Origin of the sequence: Nonomuraea sp. NPDC050540, from assembly GCF_044457485.1 — a bacterium.
In the GTDB taxonomy this organism is placed as follows: domain Bacteria; phylum Actinomycetota; class Actinomycetes; order Streptosporangiales; family Streptosporangiaceae; genus Nonomuraea.
In genome coordinates, this window is sequence record NZ_JBITHA010000023.1 from 118,088 (window position 1) to 143,340 (window position 25,253).

Annotated in this window: 22 protein-coding genes; 15 read left to right on the forward strand and 7 right to left on the reverse strand. The window is 68.8% G+C overall.

Going from position 1 to position 25,253, the window contains the following annotated elements; genetic code table 11:
• Positions 1-55: 55 nt before the first annotated feature.
• The 3 genes from ACIBI5_RS47935 to ACIBI5_RS47945 are packed head-to-tail and all read right to left on the reverse strand — an operon-like array spanning position 56 to position 4,730.
• Complete coding sequence (locus tag ACIBI5_RS47935) at positions 56-1,114, reverse strand: mannosyltransferase family protein (RefSeq protein WP_397257512.1); 1,059 nt, start codon at positions 1,112-1,114, stop codon at positions 56-58.
• On the reverse strand, positions 1,111-2,415 hold the full coding sequence (locus ACIBI5_RS47940; protein ID WP_397257514.1) for a glycosyltransferase family 87 protein: 1,305 nt from the start codon (positions 2,413-2,415) through the stop codon (positions 1,111-1,113). The genes ACIBI5_RS47935 and ACIBI5_RS47940 overlap by 4 nt, the downstream gene beginning before the upstream one ends.
• Positions 2,412-4,730, reverse strand: a complete 2,319-nt coding sequence (locus ACIBI5_RS47945) for a transglycosylase domain-containing protein (protein ID WP_397257516.1) — start codon at positions 4,728-4,730, stop codon at positions 2,412-2,414. Before ACIBI5_RS47945 ends, ACIBI5_RS47940 begins: the two co-directional genes overlap by 4 nt.
• Positions 4,731-4,799: 69 nt before the next feature.
• Here ACIBI5_RS47945 and ACIBI5_RS47950 point away from each other — a divergent pair, with 69 nt between their 5' ends.
• Positions 4,800-5,099 carry a hypothetical protein gene (locus ACIBI5_RS47950; protein WP_397257517.1) on the forward strand — a complete coding sequence of 100 codons (300 nt, stop codon included), beginning with the start codon at positions 4,800-4,802 and terminating at the stop codon, positions 5,097-5,099.
• 130 nt (positions 5,100-5,229) lie between these two features.
• On the opposite strand, the gene ACIBI5_RS47955 is transcribed toward ACIBI5_RS47950, so the two are convergent.
• Positions 5,230-5,670, reverse strand: a complete 441-nt coding sequence (locus tag ACIBI5_RS47955) for a DUF5318 family protein (RefSeq protein WP_397257519.1) — start codon at positions 5,668-5,670, stop codon at positions 5,230-5,232.
• Positions 5,671-5,750: 80 nt separating this feature from the next.
• Here ACIBI5_RS47955 and ACIBI5_RS47960 point away from each other — a divergent pair, with 80 nt between their 5' ends.
• Both ACIBI5_RS47960 and ACIBI5_RS47965 read left to right on the forward strand, forming a co-directional pair.
• A complete protein-coding gene (locus ACIBI5_RS47960; RefSeq protein ID WP_397257521.1) occupies positions 5,751-6,317 on the forward strand; it encodes a helix-turn-helix transcriptional regulator in 567 nt (188 codons plus the stop codon).
• 13 nt (positions 6,318-6,330) lie between these two features.
• Positions 6,331-7,410, forward strand: coding sequence for an inositol-3-phosphate synthase (locus ACIBI5_RS47965; RefSeq protein ID WP_379613070.1), 1,080 nt, complete (start codon positions 6,331-6,333; stop codon positions 7,408-7,410).
• 1 nt (position 7,411) lies between these two features.
• Here the strand turns inward: ACIBI5_RS47965 and idi are convergent, their stop codons facing one another.
• A complete protein-coding gene (gene idi / locus ACIBI5_RS47970; RefSeq protein WP_397257522.1) occupies positions 7,412-8,023 on the reverse strand; it encodes an isopentenyl-diphosphate Delta-isomerase in 612 nt (203 codons plus the stop codon).
• An 86-nt stretch (positions 8,024-8,109) separates the two neighbouring features.
• Between idi and ACIBI5_RS47975 the strand changes: the two genes are divergently transcribed.
• Entirely contained in the window at positions 8,110-9,399 is a 1,290-nt protein-coding gene (locus tag ACIBI5_RS47975; RefSeq protein ID WP_397257524.1) for an MFS transporter, read from the forward strand.
• A 19-nt stretch (positions 9,400-9,418) separates the two neighbouring features.
• Here the strand turns inward: ACIBI5_RS47975 and ACIBI5_RS47980 are convergent, their stop codons facing one another.
• Positions 9,419-10,822 carry a CCA tRNA nucleotidyltransferase gene (locus ACIBI5_RS47980; protein ID WP_397257526.1) on the reverse strand — a complete coding sequence of 468 codons (1,404 nt, stop codon included), beginning with the start codon at positions 10,820-10,822 and terminating at the stop codon, positions 9,419-9,421.
• A 112-nt stretch (positions 10,823-10,934) separates the two neighbouring features.
• Here ACIBI5_RS47980 and ACIBI5_RS47985 point away from each other — a divergent pair, with 112 nt between their 5' ends.
• The 8 genes from ACIBI5_RS47985 (at position 10,935) to trxA (ending at position 19,731) form a co-directional block, all read left to right on the forward strand.
• Positions 10,935-11,456, forward strand: coding sequence for an aminoacyl-tRNA deacylase (locus ACIBI5_RS47985; RefSeq protein WP_379613066.1), 522 nt, complete (start codon positions 10,935-10,937; stop codon positions 11,454-11,456).
• Positions 11,457-11,503: 47 nt separating this feature from the next.
• A complete protein-coding gene (locus ACIBI5_RS47990) occupies positions 11,504-13,597 on the forward strand; it encodes a DUF6049 family protein (RefSeq protein WP_397257529.1) in 2,094 nt (697 codons plus the stop codon).
• On the forward strand, positions 13,594-15,189 hold the full coding sequence (murJ, locus tag ACIBI5_RS47995; RefSeq protein ID WP_397257530.1) for a murein biosynthesis integral membrane protein MurJ: 1,596 nt from the start codon (positions 13,594-13,596) through the stop codon (positions 15,187-15,189). The genes ACIBI5_RS47990 and murJ overlap by 4 nt, the downstream gene beginning before the upstream one ends.
• Positions 15,190-15,417: 228 nt before the next feature.
• Positions 15,418-16,860: a protein kinase family protein gene (locus ACIBI5_RS48000; RefSeq protein ID WP_397257532.1), complete on the forward strand. Its 1,443-nt coding sequence runs from the start codon at positions 15,418-15,420 to the stop codon at positions 16,858-16,860.
• A 14-nt stretch (positions 16,861-16,874) separates the two neighbouring features.
• Complete coding sequence (sigM, locus tag ACIBI5_RS48005; protein WP_397257429.1) at positions 16,875-17,501, forward strand: RNA polymerase sigma factor SigM; 627 nt, start codon at positions 16,875-16,877, stop codon at positions 17,499-17,501.
• Positions 17,491-18,348, forward strand: a complete 858-nt coding sequence (locus tag ACIBI5_RS48010; protein WP_397257534.1) for an anti-sigma factor family protein — start codon at positions 17,491-17,493, stop codon at positions 18,346-18,348. Before sigM ends, ACIBI5_RS48010 begins: the two co-directional genes overlap by 11 nt.
• A gap of 124 nt (positions 18,349-18,472) precedes the next feature.
• Positions 18,473-19,405 carry a thioredoxin-disulfide reductase gene (gene trxB / locus ACIBI5_RS48015; RefSeq protein ID WP_397257536.1) on the forward strand — a complete coding sequence of 311 codons (933 nt, stop codon included), beginning with the start codon at positions 18,473-18,475 and terminating at the stop codon, positions 19,403-19,405.
• Between the two features lie 11 nt (positions 19,406-19,416).
• Positions 19,417-19,731: a thioredoxin gene (trxA, locus tag ACIBI5_RS48020; protein WP_184959129.1), complete on the forward strand. Its 315-nt coding sequence runs from the start codon at positions 19,417-19,419 to the stop codon at positions 19,729-19,731.
• A gap of 65 nt (positions 19,732-19,796) precedes the next feature.
• Here trxA and ACIBI5_RS48025 read toward each other — a convergent pair whose 3' ends face one another.
• Positions 19,797-20,414 carry a GNAT family N-acetyltransferase gene (locus ACIBI5_RS48025; RefSeq protein ID WP_379613058.1) on the reverse strand — a complete coding sequence of 206 codons (618 nt, stop codon included), beginning with the start codon at positions 20,412-20,414 and terminating at the stop codon, positions 19,797-19,799.
• A 248-nt stretch (positions 20,415-20,662) separates the two neighbouring features.
• On the opposite strand from ACIBI5_RS48025, the gene ACIBI5_RS48030 reads away from it, so the two are divergent.
• The 3 genes from ACIBI5_RS48030 to ACIBI5_RS48040 all read left to right on the forward strand — a co-directional run bounded on the left by ACIBI5_RS48030 (position 20,663) and on the right by ACIBI5_RS48040 (position 24,711).
• Positions 20,663-21,895 carry a PLP-dependent aminotransferase family protein gene (locus ACIBI5_RS48030; protein ID WP_397257569.1) on the forward strand — a complete coding sequence of 411 codons (1,233 nt, stop codon included), beginning with the start codon at positions 20,663-20,665 and terminating at the stop codon, positions 21,893-21,895.
• Between the two features lie 419 nt (positions 21,896-22,314).
• Positions 22,315-23,274, forward strand: coding sequence for a D-alanine--D-alanine ligase (locus tag ACIBI5_RS48035; protein ID WP_397257538.1), 960 nt, complete (start codon positions 22,315-22,317; stop codon positions 23,272-23,274).
• 390 nt (positions 23,275-23,664) lie between these two features.
• Positions 23,665-24,711 carry a threonine aldolase family protein gene (locus ACIBI5_RS48040; RefSeq protein ID WP_397257540.1) on the forward strand — a complete coding sequence of 349 codons (1,047 nt, stop codon included), beginning with the start codon at positions 23,665-23,667 and terminating at the stop codon, positions 24,709-24,711.
• The last annotated feature ends 542 nt before the right edge of the window (positions 24,712-25,253 follow it).

Below are 25,253 nucleotides of genomic sequence, written 5' to 3' on the forward strand. Positions count from 1 at the left end.
CACAGCCTGTGGATAACTTCCCTGGATTACCGAGCCGCGGAAGTGGGTAAGGGGATCAGCCCGCCCACGCGCCCGTGAGGAACCGCACGGCGTTCAGCACCATCAGAGGCCCCGACACCATGGCGTACGCGGCGATCACCCACCGGTGCCGCAACCGGGCGATCGCCACCCACAGGGGAAACCACAGCAGCAACGAGCGCGGGATCGACAGGTAGTAGGCCGAGGTCATCAGCGCCCCGGCCTGCAACCCGCAGTAGACGACCTCGCTCCAGCGCCGCAGGGCGAGCAGCCACACCAGCCCCAGCACGGCCACGGCGACCCCGGCGATCTCCATCCGGAACGCGACCGCGAACTCGTCCTCGCCCAGGGCCGCGGCCCACGTCTTGGCGAACGACTCCCAGGGCCACACCATCTCCCGGCCCCAGCCGGCCTCCTGCGCGTGCTTCCACGCGAACCAGTCGCCCGAGCGCGTGTAGTGGAAATACGAATACCCCACCAACGGCAGAAACGGTACGGCCAGCCAAGGCGCCATCCGGAGCGAGGGCCGCGACGAGGCGAACTCCACCCACAGGGCGAGCGCCAGGAACAACCCGGTGATCCGCACACACGAGGCGCCCGCCGCCAGCACGACGGCCAGCGGCCAGCGCCGCTGCCTGGCGGCCAGCCACGCCGGCACCGCGAAGGCCAGGAAGAGCGACTCGCTGTAGCCGGCGGCCAGGAAGACGGCGGTGGGAAAGAGCAGCAGCGCGAGCACGGCCACCCAGCCGGCACCGCCCTCGAAGACGGCCAGCCGGGCCAGGAAGATCGTCGCCACCGCCCCCGCGACCAGCGAGATCAGCAGCCCGGCCAGCGCCCAGTCGGGTACGACCAGGTGCACCAGCCGAAGCGCCATCGGCAGCCCGGGGAAGAACGCGGGCAGCCCCGCGTCCGGCGGCCGGCCGGGTACGCCGTCGTAGCCATGCTCGGCGATGATGACGAACAACCCGGCGTCCCAGGCCCGCCACTTGCCCAGATAGTCCTGAAGCGAGATGCCGAGCAGCGTCGCCACGAGCAGTCCGGCGCGCGAGCCGAGCCAGAGCAGCAGCGCGTCACGATCGGCCGAACGAGTGATCATCGAGAGGCGGGCAGCAGGGTGTAACGGTCGCGGGCCTCGTCGAAGACGCCACCGATCTGGTCGTCGACGCCGCCCTGCCGTACCACGTCCTTGTCGGGACGGAGGATGTCGCGCACGACGAAGGCCATCATGATGCCGATGGTGATCACACGGCCCCACACCGCGGTGAAGTACGTGTCGTCACCGATGCCCAGGTCGGCCCGGTCCAGCGGCGGCTGGGCGAGCAGGTAGAGCCAGATGGCGAAGAAGTACCAGACCTCGGCCACCTGCCACAGGGCCAGCGGCTTCCAGTTGGGCCTGGCCAGCACGGCGAACGGCACCAGCCACAGCACGAACTGCGGCGACCACACCTTGTTCGTCATCATGAACGCGGCCAGCGCCAGGAAGCAGATCTGCGCCAGCCGGGGACGGCGCGGGGCGGCCAGCGTGAGCACGGCGATGCCGAGGCAGAGCACGGCCAGCGAGGCGGTGCCGAGCAGGCTCACGTCGGCGGTGCCGAGCACGGGCCAGCCCTTGTTCTGGAAGAACAGCCAGGGTGAGCCCCAGTCGACGCCGCGTTCCTGGGAGAAGACGTAGAAGCGGCGCCAGCCGTCCCAGGCGAAGATCATGAACGGCAGGTTGACCAGGAGCCAGGCGGTCACCGCCGCGGCCACCGTGACGATGAACGGCCGCCATCGCGCGGTGCGCACCGTGAGCAGGAAGAGCGCGCCCAGGAACATCAGCGGGTAGAACTTGGTCGCGATCGCCAGCCCGAGCAGGACTCCGGCCAGAACCTGCCGTTTCCTGGCCCAGGCCAGCAGCATGCCCATCGACAGCGCGCCGGCCACCAGGTCCCAGTTGATGTAGGCGGCCAGGATCACCGACGGCGCGAGCGCGTACCAGAGGGCGTCCCAGCGGCGGGTCGGGCCGGCCACCGCGGCCATCAGCAGCACGCCGATCACCAGGCAGACGCCGAGCAGGACGACGGTGATGTCGTAGAAGCGCACGCCCTGCGCGGCCACGTCGCCCGCGGACCTGACCAGCCAGGCGATGGCCTGCATGACCTCGCCCAGCACGACCGGGTACTCGACCTGCTTGTCGAACGGGACCTGGGCGAAGTAGGGGTTCTCGGTCGACAACTGCCGGTCGAAGTAGAGCGGGTAGATGTCGGTGTAGCAGAAGCTGGTGTAGGTGGTGACCTGGTCGTTCCACCCGCCGGTACGGCACGGCAGCCTGAACAGGTACGCCAGCGTCGCCCCCAGGGCGGCGAACAGCCCCAGGGGCAGATACGAAGCCGCCCTTATGTGGACAGGCGGCTTCATCCGTCCTCGCGGCGGCTCGGCATCGGATCGGGAACCGTCGCGCCGCCGCCCATCATGCCGTCGTCACCCTCGGGGAAGCCCTGCTCGTCGGGGTCGACGTTGACGTTGCCGTCGTCCTCACAGGCCGGGTCGAGGAGCGGGCAGTCGGTCGGGTCCTCGAACGGGTTCTCCGGGTCGATCGTGCGCGTGGGCGTCGGGGTGGGCTTGGGCGCCAGGTTCTCCGGCACGCCGTAGTCGGCGCGCGGCGGGAACTGCTCGACCTTGTCGTTCTTGGTGGCTTCCAGCATGAAGGTCTTCCAGATCGCCGCCGGGTAGGTGGCGCCCTGGTAGCCGCCGGGCAGCGGGGCCTCGAAGGGCGAGGAGTACGGCTTCTGCGGCGTGTACTTCTTCTCCTTGGCCGGGTCCTTGCCCCGGTACCAGGGGCAGTTGTCGTGCACGGGCCGCACGACCTTGCCCTTGCCGCCGTTGGTCTTGCACTGCTGGCGGTACATGCCGACCGCGGTGGAGACCTGCGGGGTGAAGCCGACGAACCAGACGTCCTTGTTGTTGTTGTTGGTACCGGTCTTGCCGGCCACCGGGCGGTTGTACAGGGCGGCGTTCCTGCCGGTGCCGCTCTTGACCACGGCCTGCAGGGCGACGGTGGCGTCGGCCGCGGCCTCTTCGGAGATCACCCTGACCGAGGGGTACTGCCGCTCGTCGAGGACGACCTGGCCGCCCCTCTTGGTGGCCTTGATGATCACGTGGTTCTCGATGTGCTTGCCGGCGTTGGCGAAGATCGAGTAGCCGCCCGCCTGCTCGACCGCGGTCACGCCGCTGGAGCCGATGGTGAGCAGGTACTTCTGCTCCGCCTTCACCGCCTCCAGCCTCTCCCTGTTGATGCCCGCGCGGGCCGCGATGTCCACCACGCTGTCGAGGCCGACCTTCTCCCCCATCTTCGCGAAGGCGGTGTTGACCGAGCTGGCCGTGGCCTTGACCACGTCGACGGAGGCGGCGCCCGAGGCGTGGTCGTTGTCGATCGGGGTGGTGCCCTCCAGCTTGATCGGCCCCTTGGCCGGCAGGTAGCTGCGCAGGCTGTAGCCCTGTTCGAGCCAGGCCGCGAGCACGTAGGGCTTGAAGGCGGAGGCGGCCTGCTTCACCGACTGGAAGGCGTCGTTCCACGCGTCGTACTGGTAGTCGTCGCCGCCGTAGAAGGCGATGACCCGCCCGTTGGTGGGGTTGACCGCGGCCAGCGTGGCCATGACCTCGTCGGGGGCGTTGCGGGTGTGCTGGTTGACCGCCCGCTTCGCGGCCTCCATGAGGTCCTTGTCGAAGGTGGTCCTGATGTCGTAGCCGCCGGTCTTGAGCTCGTCGAGGTCGATGCGGGTCTTGCGCTCCATCTCGTTGATGGCCGTCATGATCATGTAGCCGTCGACGCCGTTGAAGTAGTCGATCTGGCGGTCTTTGGTGCGCTTGGGCGCCTCGGGCGTCTTCGCCTTCAGGTTCCCGTAGTCCTTGGGGTTGAGCTTGGCCATCTGGTCGAGCACGTACGCGTAGCGGAACTGGGTGGCCCCCAGGTTGCCCGACTTCTCCGCGGCGTCGAAGGCGGAGGGGTTCTGGATACGGCCGGCGAGGTAGGCGCCCTGCTCCGGGGTGAGGTCGCTCACCTTCTTCTTGCCGAAGAAGGCCTCCGCCGCCGCGCCGATCCCGTAGGTGCCGCGGCCGAAGTAGATGGTGTTGAGGTACTGCAGGAGGATCTGGTCCTTGGCCAGCGACTTGTTCAGCTTGACGGCGACGAAGATCTCCTTGACCTTGCGCTGGAGCGAGCGCTCCTGGGACAGGCCGTCGTAGTAGTTGCGCGCCATCTGCTGGGTGATGGTCGAGGCGCCCTGGACCTGCTGGCCGGTGGCGGTGCTCCACAGCGAACGGACCATGCCGGAGAAGGAGATGCCGGAGTCCTCGCGGAAGGAGCTGTTCTCGGCGGCGATCACCGCGTCCTGGACGTGCTTGGGGATCTCGGACATGTTGCTGATCGGCTTGCGCTTGGTGCCGATCCGCGCGAGCACCTTGCCGTTCGCGTAGCGGATCACGCTGCCCTGGTCGTCCGCGTCGGCCTTCGCCTGCGCCTCGGTGGGCATGGGCGTGACGGAGTAGCCCACCATGATCATGCCGAACACGCCGGCGGCCACGACCACGACGCCGACCACGAGGATCTTCCAGCTGGGCAGGAACCGGCGCCAGTTGCGGCCCTCGCCGTCGTCCCTGCCGGGACCCGCGGGGGGCGGCGGGCCTTCCGGGCCGCCGCGTCCGCGTCCGCGGCGGGGTGGCGCCTGGCTCACGACGGTGTCCTGCTGCTCCTGCGGGCGACGGCGCGAGGTGCGCTGCGGGCCCGTTCCGGGCTGCTCGGGGTGCGCGCCGGACTGTCCGGGGTACGCCCCGGGCTGGCCCGGTTGGCCGGGTTGTCCAGGCTGACCGGGGCGCGGGCCGGGCCGGCCCTGCTGACCCGGTTGGCCCGGCTGACCGGGCGGGCCCTGCTGGCCCGGCTGACCGGGCTGGGCGCGGTGGGGCTGCGGCGGGTCGAAGCCCGGTCCCTGCCCCTGCTGCGCGGCCATCGCGCCGGTCTGCTCGTAGGCTGCCTCCGGACGACGTGGCGGCTGCGCCGTACCCCAGGAACCGGTCTGGGGGGTCTGCCCCTGAGAGGCAGCTGAACGGGGTGAGCTTGAGCGACGGCGCCTTCCTTGGCGTCCCGTCCCCTCGTTGCTGCTGTAACTCACACGTCCTCGCATCGTCGTCGGATGGCACGGCGGGTGGGCGTGAGGCTGCTCGCCGCCCTCGGTCTCACGGTTGGCCGACGAGGTCAGGCGGTCCGTTGCCGAGGACGTACGAGACCGCCAGGTGGTTCCAGGAACAACCTTGGCAGACCTCGACGACGTACACCCTGAACTCGTCGTAATCATGGGCCATGTCGACGAGTTCTGACGTGGCCTTTGCTTGACCAGCATGGCGACCCAGGGAATCCCCATAGACATAGGTCACGTTGGTGACGTTCTCCCTCTCGCATACCGGGCAGGTGCGCTCGGTGGGCTCGCCGAAGTGGCGCGCCGCGCGGAGGAGGTACGGCTGTGCGTCACAGACGTCACGGGGCACAGTGCGCCCTGAGCGCACCGAGCGGACCACCGCCCGCTTGGCGAGGCCGTAATCCACCACCCTTCGCTGTGACCACATGCGCGCCAGACTACGGCTTTTTACCGATTCCTCCCAACGCCTTGGGAAATCCATTAATTGCGGCCATATAGCGGAGCGACGTATCCTCAAGATGTATCGAGCCGATACATCGACGCGAGAGGAGGGCGGTTCCAATGGTCAGCGGACAGGGCAGAGTGCTGGAACTCGCCGTGCTCGGGTCGCTGCACGAGACGCCGCTTCATGGCTACGAGCTGCGCAAACGGCTCAACGAGCTGCTCGGCATGTTCCGTGCGTTCTCCTACGGTTCGCTGTACCCCTGCTTGAGGTCGCTCCTGGAGCAGGGTCTTATCGTGGAAGAGCAACCCACTCGGGTGAGCGGCAGATCGAAGATCGTCTACAAGCTCACCGCCGAAGGCAAGGAGCGGCTCCAGGAGCTGCTGACCCAGGCCGGGCCGTCCGCGTGGGAGGACGAGAGCTTCGGCATCCACTTCGCCTTCTTCCGCCATACCGAGGCCGAGGTGCGCCTGCGCATCCTCGAAGGCCGCCGCAGCCGGCTCGAGGAACGACTCGACGCCGTCCGCACCGCGCTCGCACGTACCAGGGAACGGCTCGATGCCTACACCCTGGAGTTGCAGCGTCACGGTCTGGAATCGGTCGAACGCGAGGTGCGTTGGCTGAATGAGCTGATCGCGACAGAGAGACGGGCCTTCGAGCCCGCGAGAAATAACACAGATGAGTAAGGGAGCGAGTGCGATGGGTTCGGTTCGCGTGGCCGTTGTCGGTGTCGGCAACTGCGCGGCATCGCTGGTCCAGGGCGTGCACTATTACAAGGACGCCGACCCGGACGCCAGGGTCCCCGGCCTGATGCACGTCAAGTTCGGCGAGTACCACGTCGGTGACGTCGAGTTCGTCGCCGCCTTCGACGTGGACGCCAAGAAGGTCGGGCGCGACCTGTCCGAGGCGATCGTGGCCAGTGAGAACAACACGATCAAGATCACGGATGTGCCGCCCACGGGTGTGATCGTGCAGAGGGGCCACACCTTCGACGGTCTCGGCGAGTTCTACCGCGAGATCATCGAGGAGTCCGACGAGGCTCCGGTGGACGTCGTGAAGGTCCTCAAGGAGAACCGGGTGGACGTCCTCGTCTCCTACCTGCCGGTCGGCTCGGAGGAGGCCGACCGCTTCTACGCGCAGTGCGCCATCGACGCCAAGGTCGCCTTCGTCAACGCGCTGCCGGTCTTCATCGCCTCCGACCCCGAGTGGGCGGAGAAGTTCGAGGAGGCGGGCGTCCCGATCATCGGCGACGACATCAAGTCGCAGGTCGGCGCCACGATCACGCACCGCGTCATGGCCAAGCTCTTCGAGGACCGCGGGGTCGAGCTGCTGCGCACGTACCAGCTCAACTTCGGTGGCAACATGGACTTCATGAACATGCTGGAGCGCAAGCGCCTCCAGTCCAAGAAGATCTCCAAGACGCAGTCGGTCACCTCGCAGATCCCGCACGAGATGGGCAAGGCCGACGTGCACATCGGCCCGTCCGACCACGTGCCGTGGCTCGACGACCGCAAGTGGGCCTACGTCCGCCTGGAGGGCCGCTCGTTCGGCGACACCCCGCTGAACCTGGAGTACAAGCTCGAGGTCTGGGACTCCCCCAACTCGGCCGGCATCATCATCGACGCCGTCCGCGCCGCCAAGATCGCCCTCGACCGGGGCATCGGCGGCCCGATCCTGAGCGCCTCCTCGTACTTCATGAAGTCCCCGCCCGTCCAGCACAGCGACGACGAGGCGCGCGACTACGTCGAGAAGTTCATCCGCGGCGAGGTGTCCCGGTAGGTCACGGCTGGGCGCCGTGACGGCGCCCAGCCGGCCGCGCGGCCGGAGGCAGCCCGTCCTCCGGCGCCGTCTCCCACGCCAGCGGATCGTCACCCCGGGCCGTGAGCAGCGGAACCTGCTCCCTGCACCACGGCGAGATCGCCAGCAGGCCGTTGCCCACGCCCTCGGCGAACTCCTTCCACGGCATCCAAAGGACCTCCCCCACCTCGTCGGGGTTGGCGTCGACCGGCCCCTTCACCGTGACCCGGTAGACCGGGCACAGCTCGTGCTCCACGACGCCGTTGGGCATGACCGCCCGGTAGGAGAAGGCCGGCAGCATCAGGTCGGCCCGCTCGGCGTCCAGGCCCAGTTCGTAGGAGAGCCTGCGCAGCACCGCGTGCTCGACGGCCTCGCCGGGCAGCGGATGGCCGCAGCAGCTGTTGGTCCAGACTCCCGGCCACGTCAGCTTGTGCCCGGCCCGCCTGGTCAGCAGGACCCGGCCGGCGGGGTCGAAGACGTAGCTGGAGAAGGCCAGGTGGAGAGGGGTGTCCCGGCCGTGTACCGACGTTTTGGGGGCGGCGCCGATCGCGTTTCCCTCGCCGTCGACCAACACCACGTGTTCCTCAGTCGTCACAGAACGAAGCGTACGGGAACCTTTCTCCCCGGAGAACGGGCAGAACCAGAAGCAGGTCGGCAGCCGGCGGCGGCTAGGCTGGCTGCGTGTCATTCGTCGCCGATCTCCGTGTGGTCCTGCAGGGCCGGGACTACCGACGGTTGTTCGGCACCCGCCTGGTCTCCCAGTTCTCCGACGGCATCTTCCAGTTCGGCGTGGCCGGATTCGCCTTCTTCAGCCCCGAGAAGCAGACCACCGCGCTGCAGGTGGCGGCGGGCATGGCGGTCCTGTTCCTGCCGTACAGCATCCTGGGGCCGTTCGTCGGCGTCTTCATCGACAGGTGGTCGCGCCGCCAGATCCTGGTGATCGCGCCGGTGGTCCGCGGGGTGCTGCTGCTGATCGCCGCCGCCCTCGTCGCCCTCGACACCCCTGACGAGTTCTTCTACGCGGCCGCGCTGGGCGTGCTCGGCGTCAACCGCTTCTTCCTGGCCGCGCTGGGCGCCTCCCTGCCGCACGTGGTGCCCAGGGACCAGCTGATGGCGGCCAACGCGGTCACGCCGACCTCCGGCACGGTCATCACGTTCGTCGGCGTCGGCGTCGCCACGCTGATGCGCGGCGTGTTCGGACCGGGCGACTCCGGCGTCGCCCTCGTGCTGGTCACCTCGGGCGTGCTGTTCAGCCTGAGCGCCCTGGTCGCCAGGACCATGCGCCGCGACCTGCTCGGCCCCGACTTCGACCCCAACCGCCCGCAGGTCAAGGAGGCCGTGCGCAACGTACTCAAGGGCCTGGTGGAGGGCGCCAAGCACCTCGCGCGCCGCCGCAGGGCCGCCGCGGCGATGGGCGCCATGGCCGCGCACCGCTTCATGTACGGCATGGCCACCGCGCTCGGCATCATCCTCTACCGCTACTACTTCACCAACGGCGACTCCGAGGCGGCCCTGAAGGGCATCGGCGTGGTCGTGGCCACCTCCGCCGTCGGCTACGCCCTGGCGGTGATCGTCACGCCCCTGGCCACCGAACGCATGCCCGTCGAGCGCTGGGTGCCGATGATGCTCATCACGGCCGGCGTCCTGTCCGCGATCCTGGTGACGCCCTTCCAGGAGTGGGGCCTGTGGATCTCCGGCTTCGTGCTGGGCCTGGCCGGGCAGAGCGTCAAGATCTGCGCCGACACCTCCGTCCAGCGCGACGTCGAGGACGCCTACCTGGGCCGGGCCTTCTCCCTCTACGACATGTTGTTCAACGGCATGTTCGTGCTGGCCGCCGGGCTCTCGGCGGCGATCCTGCCCGCCAACGGCAAGTCCTACCTGGCCGTCGGCATCATCGCCGGCGGCTACCTGGTCAGCGCGCTGGTGTACCGGCTGGTCACGGCGCCGTCGCGCGTCCCCTCCGCGCGCTGAGGAGAGGACGCGCCGGGCACTAGCCCTTCTGCTCCCGAGCCCACGTCAGCAACGCCTCCGTGACCGCTTCCTTGCCGAGCACGCCCTGGTCGAGGCGGAGGTCGAGCAGAAACTTGTAGGCCTTGCCCACCATCGGGCCCGGCCCGATGCCGAGGACCCGCTGGATCTCGTTGCCGTCGAGCTCCGGGCGGATCTTGGCCAGCTCCTCCTCGTCGGCCAGCCGGGCGATGCGCTCTTCGAGCTGGTCATAGGTACGCGAGAGGTGGGCCGCCTTCCGCTTGTTGCGTGTCGTGCAGTCGGCCCTGGTCAGCTTGTGGAGGCGGTCGAGCAGGTGACCGGCGTCGCGTACGTAGCGGCGTACGGCGCTGTCGGTCCACTCCCCCGAGCCGTAGCCGTGGAAGCGCAGGTGGAGCTCGACCAGGCGGGCCACGTCGGCCACCACGTCCTTGGGGAACCTGAGCTCGGTCATGCGCTTCTTGGTCATCTGCGCGCCGACGAGCTCGTGGTGGTGGAAGGAGACCCGGCCGCCGGCCTCGTGCCGCCTGGTCTTGGGCTTGCCCACGTCGTGCAGGAGCGCCGCCCAGCGCAGGATGCGGTCGGGCTTGGCGTCCTCCTCCTGGGCGATGGCCTGGTCGAGGACGGTCAGCGAGTGCTCGTAGACGTCCTTGTGCCGGTGGTGCTCGTCGATCTCCAGGCGGAGCATGGGCAGCTCGGGCAGCACGTGCGCGGCCAGACCCGTCTCGACCAGAAGCCCCAGCCCCTCACGCGGGTACGTGCCGCAGACCAGCTTGTCGAGCTCTTCGCGGATGCGCTCGGCGGAGACGATCTCGATCCGCTCGGCCATCTCGGTCATCGCCCTGAGCGCCTCGGGCGCCACCGTGAACCCCAGCTGGGAGGCGAAGCGGGCGGCGCGCAGCATGCGCAGCGGGTCGTCGTCGAAGGACTGCTCGGGTGTGCCCGGCGTGCGCAGCAGCTTCGCGGTCAGGTCGGAGACGCCGCCGTAGGGGTCGACGAACTCGTGGTCGGGCAGCCGCACCGCCATCGCGTTGATCGCGAAGTCACGGCGTTCCAGGTCGGCCTCGAGCGTGTCGCCGTAGACGACCTCGGGCTTGCGCGACTTGGGGTCGTAGGACTCGCTCCGGTAGGTGGTGATCTCCAGCAGCCAGTTGCCCTTGCGGACGCCGACCGTGCCGAAGTCGATCCCGATGGTCCAGACGGAGTCGGCCCAGTCCTTGACGATCTCGAGCACCCGCTCCGGCCGGGCCTCCGTCGTCAGGTCGAGGTCGTTGCCGATGCGTCCGAGGAGGATGTCGCGCACCGAGCCGCCCACCAGGGCCAGTTCGTGCCCTCGGGCGGCGAACAGCTCGCCGAGCTCGTCGGCGACCGGGGCGATCTTGTGAAAGTGCTGATTTGAGTCCGGCAAGCTGGGTAGGTCCTTCACGCATTACGGAACATATCCCCCGAGCCACACCAGGTCCGGGTTACCGTCGGTCAGAGACCGTCGGGGGCCATGGAACGAGGCTAGGAGCTCATCTATGAAGGACGCCCTCGCGATCCACCGCTGGCTCCTCGCACACCAGGTCCATCATGAGATCGTACGCCTTCCGCGCCCCATGACATGCGCGGACGAGCTGCCCGAGACGATCTCCGCAGCCCCCTCCCGCTGCGTGGCCGTGACGATGTTCGAGGCGGTCACCAGGCTGGGCCGGGAGGCCGTCGCCGTCGTGTCCACCGTCGCCGCACCGCCCAGGCCTGGAGTGGTCGGGGGACTGCTCGGGGCCAGGAAAGTACACCCTGCCCCGGCCTTCGTGGTCAACGAGGTTACCGACTACGCCGCCGGGCTGGTCTGCCCGCTGCTGCTGCCGCCCACCCTCGCCGTCCTCATCGACGACCGCATCAAGCCTGATCATCAGTCCGTCTTCCTGGCCACGGGTGAACGCCACACGGCCCTCACCTTGCGCGCGTACGACCTGCTGTCACTCATGTCTGGCAAGTCCATGGACCTTCGGGCGCCAAGGCCCAGAGGTTCCCGCCAGACGGTCGCGCTACGGCACTGAGCCCGTACCATTGCGGGCGTGCGCCGTACTCCACCCCGGACTGACGCGTGATCGGAAAGGCCACGCTTCTCGCAGTCCTCTCCGCCGCGTTGCTCGCCCCCGTGGTCGCGACAACGCCGGGTACGGCTGCCGCCATGACGGCCAAGCAGGAGCTGACCCTCAGCGTCAAGGCGATCACCCCTGAGCTGCCGACCAAGCCCACCGACCAGATCAAGCTGTCGGGCACCTTCCGCAACGGCACGGGGACGCCGCTGACCGGCGTGCGCGTGCGGGTGCGCTACGGCTTCCAGCGCATGACCGACCGCGCCGCCATGAAGGCCTTCGCCGAGGACCAGGCCGCACAACTCCCTCAGGCGTCCAACTCGTCGTTCATGGATTTTCCGCTGGTCAACAACGGCGCCAACACCGACTGGACGCTCACCGTCACCCCCATGCAGCTCGGCATGAACGCCTTCGGCGTCTACCCGATCACGGTCGAGGTCGTCCCGGTCGCGGCGTCCTGGCAGCCGCTGGCCAAGGCCCACACCTTCCTCACCTACATGCCGCCGGCCACGCCCAAGCTGCCGCGCAACCGGCTGTCGGTGGCGCTGCCGATCGTCGACGCGCCGCACCGCTCCGACGACGTCACGTTCGTCGACGACAAGCTCGCCGCCGCGCTCAAGCCCGGCGGGCGCCTGGCCGACCTCGCCGCCCTCGCCAAGACGGCGCCGAAGAACGTCACCTGGTTCGTCGAGCCCGGCCTGCTCGACGACGTTCAGGCGATGGCCAAGGGCTACACGCTCAGAAACGGCAAGAAGCAGCCCGCCGACCCGGCCGCCGCGCCGTGGCTGGACTCCCTGCGCACCTCGCTGACCGGCGCGCCCGTCGTGGCGATCCCCTACGGCGACCCCGACGTGGCCGCCCTGGCCCACCAAGGTCTCGACAACGGCGTGAAAACGGCGATCGCGGCCGCCGACGTGGCCGCCGCCCGGCACTTCAAGCGCGACATCCCCACCACGGTCAACTGGCCGGTGGCGGGCAAGCTCGACGACGACGCCCTCGACCTGCTGTCGGTCGGCAAGGTCGGCACCGTGCTGCTCAACCCGGCCAACGTTCCGCCCCAGACGCCGGCCACGACCACGCTCGACGCGGCCACCACGCTCGACAGCGTCTCGGGGCCGGTCACCGCGCTCCTGCCGGACGAGGAGCTGAGCCGCATGTTCGAGCTCGACTCGGCCGCGGGGCGCACCGCCGCACTCAACAAGCAGCGTTTCATCGCCGAGACGGCGATGATCGCCGCCGAGCCGGGCCAGGTGAGGCCGAGGAACCTGGTCGTGGCGCCGTCGCGGCGCTGGGACCCGGACCCGGCGTTCGTCTCGGCGCTGCTCAAGACCGCGGCCCGGCTGCCGTGGCTGGCCTCCGGTGAGCTCGGCTCGATCAAGCCGGCCAAGGTGCAGACGCCGCGTACCGGACTGGTCTACACCGAGCAGGACCGCAAGGAAGAGCTCAGCGCGAAGTACCTCGAACCGGTCAAGGAGGCCGCCGCCGAGGCCGATCTGGCCACGCGGATCACCACCGACAAGCGCTCGGCCGGCTTCGAGAACGCCGTGCTCCGCCTGACCTCCTCCGCCTGGCGCAACAGCACGCGGGCCGGGCGCTCGGCCACCAAGCAGATCGACGCCGCGCTGGGCAAGCGGCTCGGCCTCATCACGATCAGCGGGGCCAGCCGCGACCAGCCGCGCACGCTGGCCGGCGTCGACGGCCAGGTGCCCATCAGTGTGCGCAACGGGCTGAGCACGTCCGTCACCTTGATGGTCGACGTGTCCTCCAACAACCGCGAGCTGCTGCAGATCGACTCCAAGTACGTCAAGAAACGCATGACGATAGGCAAGGGCGAGATCGGCACCGTCCCGGTGCCGATGACGGTCAAGACCAGCGGCGACGCGACCATCACCGTTCAGCTGGAGACGGCCGACGGCGTGGCGTACGGTGATCCCGTCAAGCTGACCATCAGGACCACCGGCTACACCGGCATCGCCCTCGTCATCGTGGGCGGCGCGTTGTCGGTCATGCTCGCCGCCGTGGTCACCCGCATCCTGCGGCGGCGCTCGCAGAAGCGTCCGGCGCGAGCGGCGCAGGCCCGGGAGAGTGAGAAGGTATGAGCCGCCTGATGAGGGCGAGCGCGATCATGGCCGCCGGCACGATGGTCTCGCGCGTCACCGGCTTCGTACGCACGATGGTGCTGGCGTCGGCGGTCGGCACCGCGCTGCTCGGCGACGCCTACAACGTCGCCTACGCCATCCCGTACTCCATCCTCGACCTGCTCCTGCTGGGCGTGCTGAGCAGCGTCATCGTGCCGATGATCGTGCAGGCGCAGCAGCGCGACGCCGACGGCGGCCGGGCCTTCGAGCAACGGCTGCTGACGCTGGCCACGCTCGCGCTCATCGTGGTGGCGGCGCTCGCGGTGCTCGCCGCCCCCCTGCTCATCGACCTCTACACCAACTGGCGGCCCGGATCGCGGCAGTACGAGGTCGCGGTCCTGCTGGCCCGGCTGATCCTGCCACAGCTCGCCTTCTTCGGCCTCGGCGCGGTGGCCGGCGCCATCCTCAACACCCGCGACCGCTTCGCCGCCCCGATGTGGGCGCCGGTGCTCAACAACATCGTGGTCATCGGCGTGTTCCTCGCCTACTCCGGCGGCGACAACCTGGCGACCGTCAGCGACGGCCAGCTCGCGCTGCTCGGCCTGGGCACCACCGCCGGCATCGTCGCGCAGGCCACCGTCCTGGTCATCGCGCTCAAGCGGGCGCGCTTCCAGTTCCGTCCCCGCCTCGACGTGCGCAACGCCCGGCTCGGCGAGATGGCCAAGGCCGGCGGCTGGACGATCGGCTACGTCGTCATCACCCAGCTCGGCTTCATGCTGATCACCAATCTGGCCAGCGCCGCCGGCGACGCGGTGCCGAACCACGGCGTCAGCCCGTACACCTACGCCTTCCAGCTCTTCCAGCTGCCCTACGGCATCATCGGCGTCTCGGTGATCACCGCGATGCTGCCCAAGATGAGCCGCGCGGTCACCGACGGGCGCATGGACGACCTGCGGTCGGAGTTCGGCTCCGGGGTGCGGCTGATCTCGTGCGTGATGGTTCCGGCCTCGCTTCTGCTCATGGTGCTCGGTCCCGCGATCACCGTGCCGATCTACGCCCACGGCGAGACCGCCGTCGCCGACGCCGTCTACATCGGCAACGTCCTTCAGGTGTACGGCCTGGCCCTCATGCCCTTCGCCGTCTTCCAGCTCCTGCTCCGGGTCTTCTACAGCTTCGGCGACACCCGCACTCCGGTCTTCATCGGGGCCGGGACCACCGCCGCGGGCGCCGGGCTGATGCTGGTGGCCAACGCGCTGCTGCCTCCGGCCTACGTGGTCATGGGACTCGCGTTCGCCTACGCGTGCGCGTACGCGCTGGGCGCGGTGGTCGCCTGGATGATGGCCTCGCGGCGCGCGGCCGGGCTGGGCGGCTGGACCATCGGCACCGCGCTGACCCGCATGTATCTGGCCGCGATGCCCACCGCGGTGCTGGCGCTGGCCTCGGTCTGGGTCAGCCAGCAGGTCTTCGGCGAGCTCGCCTTCCTCAACTCGCTGATCATCCTGGCGGTCGGCGGCGGTCTCGGCGGGCTGCTCTATTTGGCCATTGCCCATAAGATGCGCATCCCCGAGGTCAACTCAATCGTTGGAATGGTCGCGGGACGGGTAGGCCGGTAAAGAACGCGGGCGTACACGGCGCGGCACTACGATGGTGCGGACACGCGCGAATGGCAGCAGGAGGGGCGTGGGCGGATCCACCCGACATAGCGTGCCTACGTGGGATTCCTCCACGAAGGTGTGTCGAGGCACGGACTCGCCCGATCGGCTGAGCGGAGAAGGTCAGTGAGCACGTCGGCGGTCGAACCGGGCACGCGCCTCGCTGAGCGTTTCCGGCTGGAGGACCGCGTGAGCGAGTCCGACGGTGCCACCTTGTGGAAGGCCATCGACGAGATCCTCGCCCGTCCCGTGGCCGTTCTGACCTTCGCCCCCGACTTCCCGCGTGTCCACGAGGTCGTCACCGCCGCCCGCGCCGCCAGCCGCCTCACCGATCCCCGGCTGACGCAGGTCTTCGACGCCGCCCAGGACGACGACCACGCGTACGTCGTGAGCGAGTGGGTGACCGGCGAGTCGCTGTCGGACCTGCTGGCCGCCGGGCCGCTGGACCCGGAGCGCGCCGCCGGCCTGGTCGCCGAGGCGGCCGAGGCCCTGGCCCACGCGCACGAGGCCGACCTCTACCACCTCTGCCTGCGCCCCGCCCACCTGGTGTGGACCACCGGCAGCACGGTCAAGGTGCTGGGCGTGGCGGTCGACGCCGCGCTGGCCGGGCTCACCGCCGACCACCCGGCCCACGAGGACGCCGAGGGTCTCGGCCGACTGCTGTACGCCGGTCTGACCGGGCACTGGCCGGGCGACGAGGACGAGGGCGGGCTGCCCGCCGCGCCCATGATCGACGGCCACTTCGCCACGCCCCGGCAGGTCACCGCGGGCCTGCCCGGCTACCTCGACATGATCACCGTCCGGGCGGTGCTGCCCGAGTCGCGCAAGGGCCATCCGGCGCTGACCACACCGGCCGAGGTCGCCGAGGAGTTGTCCGGCGTCCCGCGGCCCATGCCCATCTCCATCTCCTACGCCTCGCCCGCGCCGTCGGTCACCACGACCTCCCGCTCCGAGGGCCTCGACACGCGGCGCGAACCTCCGCCCCAGCAGACCGTGATCTCCAACCGCCCGCAGAACAGCGGCGGCAGCATGCTCAACCGGCTGCTGATGACCGTGGTCGTCCTCCTGGTCATCGCCGCCGTCGGCGTGGGCGCGTGGACGATCGGCCGCAGCCTCGGCAGCCCGTCGGCGCCCGAGGCGGGCGGCGGCGAGCCGAGCACGTCGAAGACGGCCGCGGCCGAGATCCAGCCGGTCAAGCCGGCCAAGGCCGACGGCTTCGACCCGCTCGGCGACGGCTCGGAGAAGCCGGACCGGGCCTCGGCGGCCATCGACGGCAAGCCCAGCACGTTCTGGAAGACCGAGAACTACAACGACGCCGACCTCGGCGGGCTCAAGGACGGCGTCGGCCTGCTGCTCGACATGGGCAAGCCGGTCCAGGTGAGCGACGTGGTGGCCACGCTGTCCGGGGCCTCGGGCGCCGACGTCGAGTTGAAGGTGGGCGACTCACGCGAGCTGGGTTCGCTGAAGACGGTGGCGCGTCACAAGGACGGCTCGGGAAAGATCACTCTGACGCCTGAGCAGCCCGCAAGCGGCCAGTACGTTTTGATCTGGTTTACGCGTCTTCCTGCGGACGATGGCGGGTTTCATGGCACCATCTATGACGTAGTAGTGCATTCTCCCGGATCAGCATAATCAGGAACCCCCTTGTGAACTCCCCACCCGAGACACCCTCAGGCGCAGAGCATTCCGATGCGGAGCTGCTCGCCGCGCACATCAACGGGGATCCACATGCGTTCAGCGAGATAGTCAAGAGGCACCGGGACCGCATGTGGGCGGTTGCCCTCCGCACCCTGGGCGACCCGGACGAAGCGGCCGACGCCGTCCAGGACGCCTTCGTCTCCGCATACCGCAAGGCCGCCACCTTCCGCGGCGAGGCCGCGGTCACCACCTGGCTCCACCGCATCGTGGTCAACGCGTGCCTCGACCGGATGCGCCGCAAGTCGGTCCGGCCGGTCGCCGACGACGAGCTCATCGAAGCCGCCGAACGTGACACACCGATGCCCGACCAGACCCTCGAACGTGAAGTTTCCATGGAGGTTTCGGCTGCTCTCAAACTCCTGCCCGCCGATCAGCGAGCTGCTCTTGTGCTGGTCGACATGATGGGCTATTCGGTCGAAGACGCAGCTCAAGTGCTCGAAGTCCCCAGCGGGACGGTGAAAAGCCGCTGTGCGCGGGGACGCGCGAAACTTGCCCCAATTCTTTCGCATCTGCGGAACCGTTCGGACCTCGGTCGCGTCTCATCCGCGAAGGGAGCAGAACTTCGTGACGGGTGATACGCACTACGACCTCGAGATCCTGGCCGAGCTGGCCGAGGGTCTTCTAGACGTCGGCACGGCGCGCCAAGTACGCGAACACCTCGCGGTGTGCACCCCCTGCGGGGCGCGACTCGCGGACTTGGCGGCGGTTCGCGAGGTGCTCGCGGCGACCCCAACACCGGCGATGCCGATGGGAGTCGCGCTACGCATCGACAAGGCGCTGGCGGCCGAGGCCTCCAGGGGCGGAGTCGGCCTGGCGGAAGCGCCCGACTGGGACGAGCTCATGCGGGACGCGCCGTGGGAAACGGCCGCCGAGACGCCGGTTCGCCTCGGGGTGGTCGCCGATGACGGCACGATCGTCCCTGCTCGGCCACGGGCCTCCCGACGGCGCCGGTGGGCTCTGCCCGCGGTCGCGTCGGCCGCTGCCGCTGTGGTGGTCGGCACCGCCGTACTGTCGAGTGGGATGCTCACGGCTTCGGGCGGGAACGGCGGTGGCGGCCTGCAGGCCGCTCAACCTTCTCCTCCTACGGCCACGCGCAACGAGGTCAAGAGCCGCGGCTACGCGCTGACCGACAGCAACCACAACTACAGTGACCAGGACCTGCGCCGGGAGATGGTCGGCTTCATGGGCAACGCCGAGGCACTGGGCGGCGGTGAGACGCCGACCGGCGTCTCCAAGTGCGTCAACCAGGTCTCCTCGCGCACGAAGCTCAAGCCGTTCGCGGTCGACCAGGGCCAGTACAACGGTCAGGAGGCGCTGATCGTCGCCTCCTGGAAGAACCAGCCGAAGAACAAGCTCAGGCTCGACGTTGTGGACCCGTTCAACTGCAAGAACCTTCGCAAGCCCACAGTCGGCCGCTGGTAAGCGAAACCCCACGTCAGAGCCCACTTCGGTGGGCTCTTTCGTTTTGTGGGCAGGGAAGGGAATCACGCGGGCCTAGGATCTGTTGACGCGACAGGCAACAGCAGACGAGGAAGGCGTGAGAGCGTTGAGCGACGTCCGTAACGTGATCATCATCGGGTCCGGCCCCGCTGGATACACCGCGGCCGTCTACTCCGCACGCGCCGAACTCAAGCCGCTGGTCTTCGAGGGGTCCGTCACCGCGGGCGGTGCGCTGATGAACACCACCGACGTGGAGAACTTCCCGGGCTTCCCGGACGGCATCATGGGCCCCGACCTCATGGACAACCTGCGCAAGCAGGCCGAACGCTTCGGCGCCGAGCTGGTCGCCGACGACGTGATCGAGGTCGACCTCGAAGCCAACCCCAAGGTCATCAAGACCTACACCGATACGTACTACGCCAAGTCGGTCATCCTGGCGATGGGCTCCGGTTACCGCGAGCTCGGTCTGGAGAACGAGAAGCGGCTGTCCGGACGCGGCGTGTCGTGGTGCGCCACCTGTGACGGGTTCTTCTTCCGGCAGAAGGACATCGTGGTCGTCGGCGGCGGTGACACCGCCATGGAGGAGGCCACGTTCCTGACCCGGTTCGGGCGGATGGTCACGGTCGTCCACCGTCGTGACGAGCTGCGCGCCAGCAAGATCATGCAGGAGCGCGCGTTCGCCAACGACAAGATCCGCTTCATCTGGGACACCGAGGTCGTGGACGTTCTCGGCGCCGACAAGGTCGAGGCCGTCAAGCTGCGCAACGTCAAGACCGGCGAGGAGAGCGAGCTGGCGACCGACGCGCTGTTCCTCGCGATCGGCCACGACCCGCGCACCGACCTGGTCAAGGGCCAGATCGACCTCGACGAGGACGGTTACGTCCAGGTCTCCGCGCCGACGACCGAGACCAACGTCGACGGCGTCTTCGCCGCGGGCGACGTCGTCGACCACATCTACCGCCAGGCCATCACCGCGGCCGGCACCGGTTGCTCGGCGTCCCTGGACTCCGAGCGCTGGCTGGCCACCCACGAGAACTAAGGAGCGCAATCGTGAAGGCTGTAACCGACGCCACCTTCGAGGCCGAGGTCCTCAAGAGCGACAAGCCGGTGCTGGTCGACTTCTGGGCCGAGTGGTGCGGGCCTTGCCGTCAGGTCGCGCCCATCCTCGAGGAGATCGCCAAGGAGCACGGCGACAAGCTGGAGATCGTCAAGCTGAACATCGACGAGAACCCCGAGGTCCCGCGCAACTACGGCGTGCTGCAGATCCCGACCCTGAACGTCTACAAGGGTGGTGAGGTGGTCAAGCAGATCATCGGCGCCAAGCCCAAGGCGATGCTGATGCGCGAGCTCGAAGGCATCATCTAACCCCTTCCGCTGTACGGCGAAGGCCCATTCGTTGGCCGGGCCTTCGCCGGGCCCCCAGAACGCCCTCAGACGGGACGCAATGCTCTTTCCGGGCTCATTGACCCGAGGAGCCTCTCCAGCGCCACCTCGACGTCCTCACGCCACGAGACGGCCGTCTTGAGCTCCAGCCGCAGCCGCGGAAAGCGGAGATGCGGCCTCACCGTTTTGAAGCCGACCGAAAGCAGATACTCGGCGGGCACCACACAGCCCGGCTTCTCCCACTTCAGGTCGCCGAACGCCTCGATGGCCTTGACCCCGCGCCGGGTGAGGTCCTTGGCCACGCCCTGGATCAGCATGCGCCCCAGCCCGCCCCCGGAGAACTCCGGAATGATGTGGGCCGTCATCAGCAACACCGCGTCCGCGCTGACCGGCGAGGTGGGGAAGGCCACGGAGCGCGGGCTGTAGAGCGGCGGGCTGTAGAGCACGAACCCCGCCGGAACCCCGTCGACATAAAGAATCTTCCCGCAGCTGCCCCACTCCAGGAGCGTTCCGGAGATCCACGCTTCCTTCTCAAGCCCAGGGTCGCCCGCGTCGGCCGCGCGCTCCCCGCTGACCGGGTCAAGCTCCCAGAAAACACACCGCCGGCAACGGCGCGGCAGATCGTCGAGATTGTCCAGGGTGATGTTGACCAGCCGACGCGACAACTACGGCCCCAATCGTTGACCCGGAAAAACGCGCGAAATCCGCGTCCCCAGCTGGCATCGTAGCCCAGTGACGAAGCGGGGAGCGGGTGCACGGCGATCGTGGCCCGTCACGTACTCTGGTCTCTCGGCTCCATTTGACACCTAGGAGGTGGACCGTGACAGAAGAGACGGATCACGGTCAGACGCCCGCGACCCAAGGGTCGCGTATCGACGCCTACGTCGATCGGTACGCCGCGCGAGCTACCGGGATGGTCGCCTCCGAGATCCGAGCTCTTTTCGCCGTCGCATCGAGGCCCGAGGTGGTCTCGCTGGCCGGCGGCATGCCGTACGTCACGGCCCTCCCGCTCGACATGGTCGGCGAGCTGGTCTCCGATCTGGTCACCAGGCGTGGCCCGGTCGCGCTCCAGTACGGCTCCGGCCAGGGCGACCCGCATCTGCGCGAGCAGATCTGCGAGGTCATGCGCCTGGAGGGGATCGAGGCCGGTGCGGACGACGTGGTCGTCACGGTCGGTTCCCAGCAGGCCCTCGATCTGATCACCCGCATCTTCATCGACCCGGGTGACGTGGTGCTGGCCGAGGGACCCTCGTATGTGGGCGCTCTGGGGACATTCAGCGCGTACCAGGCGAAAGTCGTCCATATCACCATGGACGATCAGGGTCTCGTGCCCGAATCTCTGGCCCAGACCATCTACGCGCTGCAGGCCGCCGGCAACACGATCAAATTCCTCTACACGATCCCAACCTTCCACAACCCCGGCGGCGTCACACTCAACGCCGCCCGCCGCCAGCAGGTGCTCGACATCTGCCAGCGCGCCGGGGTACTGATCGTCGAGGACAACCCGTACGGACTGCTCGGCTTCGACGGCGAGCCCATGCGCGCCCTGCGTGCCGACAACCCCGACGGGGTCGTGTATCTGGGCTCGTTCTCCAAGACTCTGGCTCCGGGCTTTCGCGTGGGCTGGGCCCTGGCCCCGCACGCCATCCGCGACAAACTGGTCCTCGCCATGGAGTCGGCCGTGCTCTCCCACTCGTCCTTCACCCAGCTTGCCGTGGGCCAGTACCTGGCCACGCAGCCGTGGCGTGAGCAGATCAAGACGTTCAAGGAGCTCTATCGCGAACGCCGCGACGCCCTCCTGAACGCGCTGACCGACCTCATGCCCTCCGGCGTCACCTGGACCCGGCCCGCGGGCGGCTTCTTCGTCTGGGCCAGCCTTCCCGAAGGCCTCGACTCGAAGGCGATTCTGCCTCGGGCGGTGGCTGAGCGGGTGGCGTTCGTCCCCGGCACCGGCTTCTTCTCCGACGGCAGCGGCAGCCGTCAGATGCGTCTGTCGTACTGCTATCCGGAACCGGACCGGATCCGGGAAGGGGTGCGACGGCTGGCCGGCGTCATCGAAGACGAACTCCAGCTCCGCGACACCTTCGGCACCACCTCACCACCCGGCCACCCCGGAGTGGACACCCCGGGCCCGGACCTCGCCTGACCTCACCCGTTCCTCACCGGGGCCGAGCCACCCGTTTCCCGGTACCTCGGCCCCACCTTCTTTCCGCCCACCCACCTCAGCGCCGGCGCGCTCCCCCGCTTCCCCTCCCCTCGCCGTCGCCATCCTCCCTGCGCGCGTCCGTGCCAGCGCTCCGCGATGCTCCTCCCCCACCGCTTTCGTGAGCGCCTCTGCCTCAGCGCTCGCTGTCCCGTCGATTTGCTCGCTGCCCGCTCGTGCCCGCTCCTGGCGCCGCATCTCCCCGCCCTTCCCTGCCTCGGCGAGCCCTCGCGCGTGCTGCTGACACGAGATCGAGCCGCCGAGCGTCAGAAATGAGCGGATGGCCCGCCGTCGCGAGGAAACGAATGGCGGAGCCGAACCGGTACGGTTGGACGGCGTGCTTTTCGGCAGAGGGGAAAGAGATGGGCGAACTGGGTCACGTGCTCGTGCTGGCCGGTGGACTCTCCTATGAGCGGGAGGTGTCCCTGCGCTCCGGTCGCCGGGTGAGTGAGGTGCTGCGGGCGGCGGGTGTCGACGTCGAGACCCGTGACACCGATTCCTCCCTGGTGCCGACCGTGCTGGCGGACCGGCCGGACGCCGTGTTCGTCACCCTGCATGGCGGAGCCGGCGAGGACGGCGCGATCCGTTCTGTCCTGGAACTGCTGAACGTCCCCTACGTAGGCGCCGATCCTGACGCGTGCCGGGTGGCGTTCGACAAGCCGACGGCCAAAGCCGTGGTACGTTCCGTCGGCCTGCGCACCCCCGACTCCATCACGCTGCCCAAGGAGACCTTCCACGACCTGGGCGCCACCGTGGTCCTGGGACGCATCGTCGACCGCCTCGGCCTGCCCCTGTTCGTCAAGCCCGCGAGGGGCGGTTCCGCGCTGGGCGCCTCGATCGTGCGTACCGCCGAGGAACTGCCGGCGGCGATGGTCGGCTGCTTCGCCTACGGCGACACCGCGCTCATCGAGCGCTGCATCGAAGGCGTCGAGGTGGCCGTCTCAGTGGTGGACCTGGGCGACGGCCCGGTGGCGCTGCCCGCCGTGGAGATCGTCCCAGACGAAGGCGTCTACGACTACGCCGCCCGCTACACCGCCGGCCACACCGAGTTCTTCGCCCCGGCCCGCCTGTCAGAAGCGGCGGCCACCGCCTGCGCGAAGACCGCCGTCACCGCCCACACCGCCCTGGGCCTGCGCGACATCTCCCGCACCGACCTGATCGTCGACGCCACCGGCGCCCCCCACTTCCTCGAAGTGAACGTCGCCCCCGGCATGACCGAGACCTCCCTCCTCCCGATGGCCGTCGAATCCGCCGGCCGCGACCTCGGCACCCTATGCCGCGGCCTCCTGGAAATAGCCGCCACCCGCCACACCTCTTCCTGACCCTCGCACCCCATCCCCCTGCCCCCTGCGATCCACCTCCCCCTGACCCTCGCACCCCACCTCCCCCTGGTCCTCGCACTACATCTCCCGCCGGGCCCCAACCCACCTCCCTTGACCTCGCACCCCCACCTCTCCCGGGCAAACTTGCTCACCGCGCTCCCTCACCCCGCGCGACGCCTCCCCGGCATACTCGCCCTGTCCTCCTCTGCTCGCCCTTCTGCCCGCTCTCTCCTCCCTCCCCCACTCAGCCCCAGCGACCGTAGCTAGGTGAATCCACGCGGACCTCCCGGAGCGGAGAGAACAAGCGCCGCCCCCACGGCGCAGAGTGTCGACCCTCGCGCGCGGCTGCGCGTGCCGAGTTCACCAGGACCGTCTGAGTAGCCTTGCCGTGTGCTGATCGACACGACCTACCCCAAGAGTTTCGCCAGCGACAACCACGCGGGCGTCCACCCGGCCGTCCTGGAGGCGATGGCATCCGCCAACGCGGGCGACGCCCCCGCCTACGGTGGCGACGACTGGACCTCCGCCTTCGAGCGTCAGATCAAACACATCTTCGGTGAGCAGGCGAACGGCTTCGCCGTGCTGAACGGAGCGGGCGCCAACCTGATCGGCCTGGCGCTGTCCCTGGGCCGATACGACAGCATCATCTGTCCTGAGAGCGCCCACATCGCCACCCACGAGACCGGCGCCGCCGAACGTCTCCTAGGCGTCAAGCTAACCCCCGTACCCACCGCCGACGGCAAGCTCCGCCCGAACGACATCACCGACCGCCTCCACGTACTCGGCGCCCACCACGAGGTCCAACCGACAGTCGTCTCCATCTCCCAGGTGACCGAACTGGGCACGTGCTACACCCCCGACGAGATCGCCGCCCTGGCCGAAGCCGCACACAGCGCGAACCTGCGCCTCCACGTAGACGGCGCCCGCCTGTCCAACGCGGCCGCCCACCTCGGCTGCGACCTTCGCACGATCACCACGGACGCCGGTGTGGACATCTTCAGCTTCGGCGGCACCAAGAACGGCGCGATGGCCGCCGAGGCGATCATCCTTCTCGACCCCTCACTGAGCAACGCCGTCCCATACCTCCGAAGGCAGTCCCTGCAACTGGCCTCGAAGATGCGCTTCATCTCCGCCCAGCTAACCGCTCTCTTGACCGACGACCTCTGGCACCGGAACGCCACCCACGCGAACACTATGGCCCACCGCCTGGCCGACGGCGTAAGGGACCTCCCGGAGATCGGCATCGCCTTCCCCGTAGAGTCGAACGCCGTCTTCGCCACACTCCCCCGCGACGCCGTACGGACACTCAAGGAGCGCTTCCGCTTCGAGTACTGGGACGAGAACCTCAACCTCGTCCGCTGGATGACCGCCTTCGACACGACCCCAGATCACGTGGACGACTTCCTAGCAGCCATCCGCAAAGCCGTCACCCGCTAATCCCCGGACAGCTCCCCAGCCACCGCGCCGCGCCCACCGCTCCCCGTTTCACGTGAAACAGCGCCGGTCCTCCACTCCATGTTTCACGTGAAACGACCCCCGCAATGCGCCAGTCACTCGCCCTGTTTCACGTGAAACCAAGCACCAGCGCGGAGCCATGGCGGCCCTCTGGCGAGGTTCAGCCACAAGGGCATCGAGGAATACCCTCGTAGGAATCGGCTCGCTCAGTGCCGGCCTCGCTCGTGGTTTCACGTGAAACAGCGCATCAACATAACGAGTTGCCTCCCGCAGACGCTCTCTGCATACACGAGGTAGCGGAGACCAAGACTCGCGATTCCTGTCAGGCGTCCATCGGCGACGCACTCAGGCGGCGGCGAGATCCGCATGGCCGTCGGCGCGCAGAGCCGGACAGCGCGTCGAGCGGCGGCTAGCGCTGGTTCGCGGGAGCGCTGGTTCGCGGGAGCGCTGGTTCGCGGGAGCGCTGGTTCGCGGGAGCGCTGGTTCGCGGGAGCGCTGGTTCGCGGGAGCGCTGGTTCGCGGGA

Excerpts from the sequence above, each read along its gene's own strand:
- murJ (WP_397257530.1), top strand. The coding sequence starts at position 13,594 with ATGAGCCGCCTGATGAGGGCGAGCGCGATCATGGCCGCCGGCACGATG.
- ACIBI5_RS48035 (WP_397257538.1), top strand. The coding sequence starts at position 22,315 with ATGGGCGAACTGGGTCACGTGCTCGTGCTGGCCGGTGGACTCTCCTAT.
- ACIBI5_RS47965 (WP_379613070.1), top strand. The coding sequence starts at position 6,331 with ATGGGTTCGGTTCGCGTGGCCGTTGTCGGTGTCGGCAACTGCGCGGCA.
- ACIBI5_RS47940 (WP_397257514.1), bottom strand. The coding sequence starts at position 2,415 with ATGAAGCCGCCTGTCCACATAAGGGCGGCTTCGTATCTGCCCCTGGGG.
- ACIBI5_RS48030 (WP_397257569.1), top strand. The coding sequence starts at position 20,663 with ATGGTCGCCTCCGAGATCCGAGCTCTTTTCGCCGTCGCATCGAGGCCC.
- ACIBI5_RS47955 (WP_397257519.1), bottom strand. The coding sequence starts at position 5,670 with ATGGATTTCCCAAGGCGTTGGGAGGAATCGGTAAAAAGCCGTAGTCTG.
- ACIBI5_RS47960 (WP_397257521.1), top strand. The coding sequence starts at position 5,751 with ATGGTCAGCGGACAGGGCAGAGTGCTGGAACTCGCCGTGCTCGGGTCG.
- ACIBI5_RS47935 (WP_397257512.1), bottom strand. The coding sequence starts at position 1,114 with ATGATCACTCGTTCGGCCGATCGTGACGCGCTGCTGCTCTGGCTCGGC.
- ACIBI5_RS47985 (WP_379613066.1), top strand. The coding sequence starts at position 10,935 with ATGAAGGACGCCCTCGCGATCCACCGCTGGCTCCTCGCACACCAGGTC.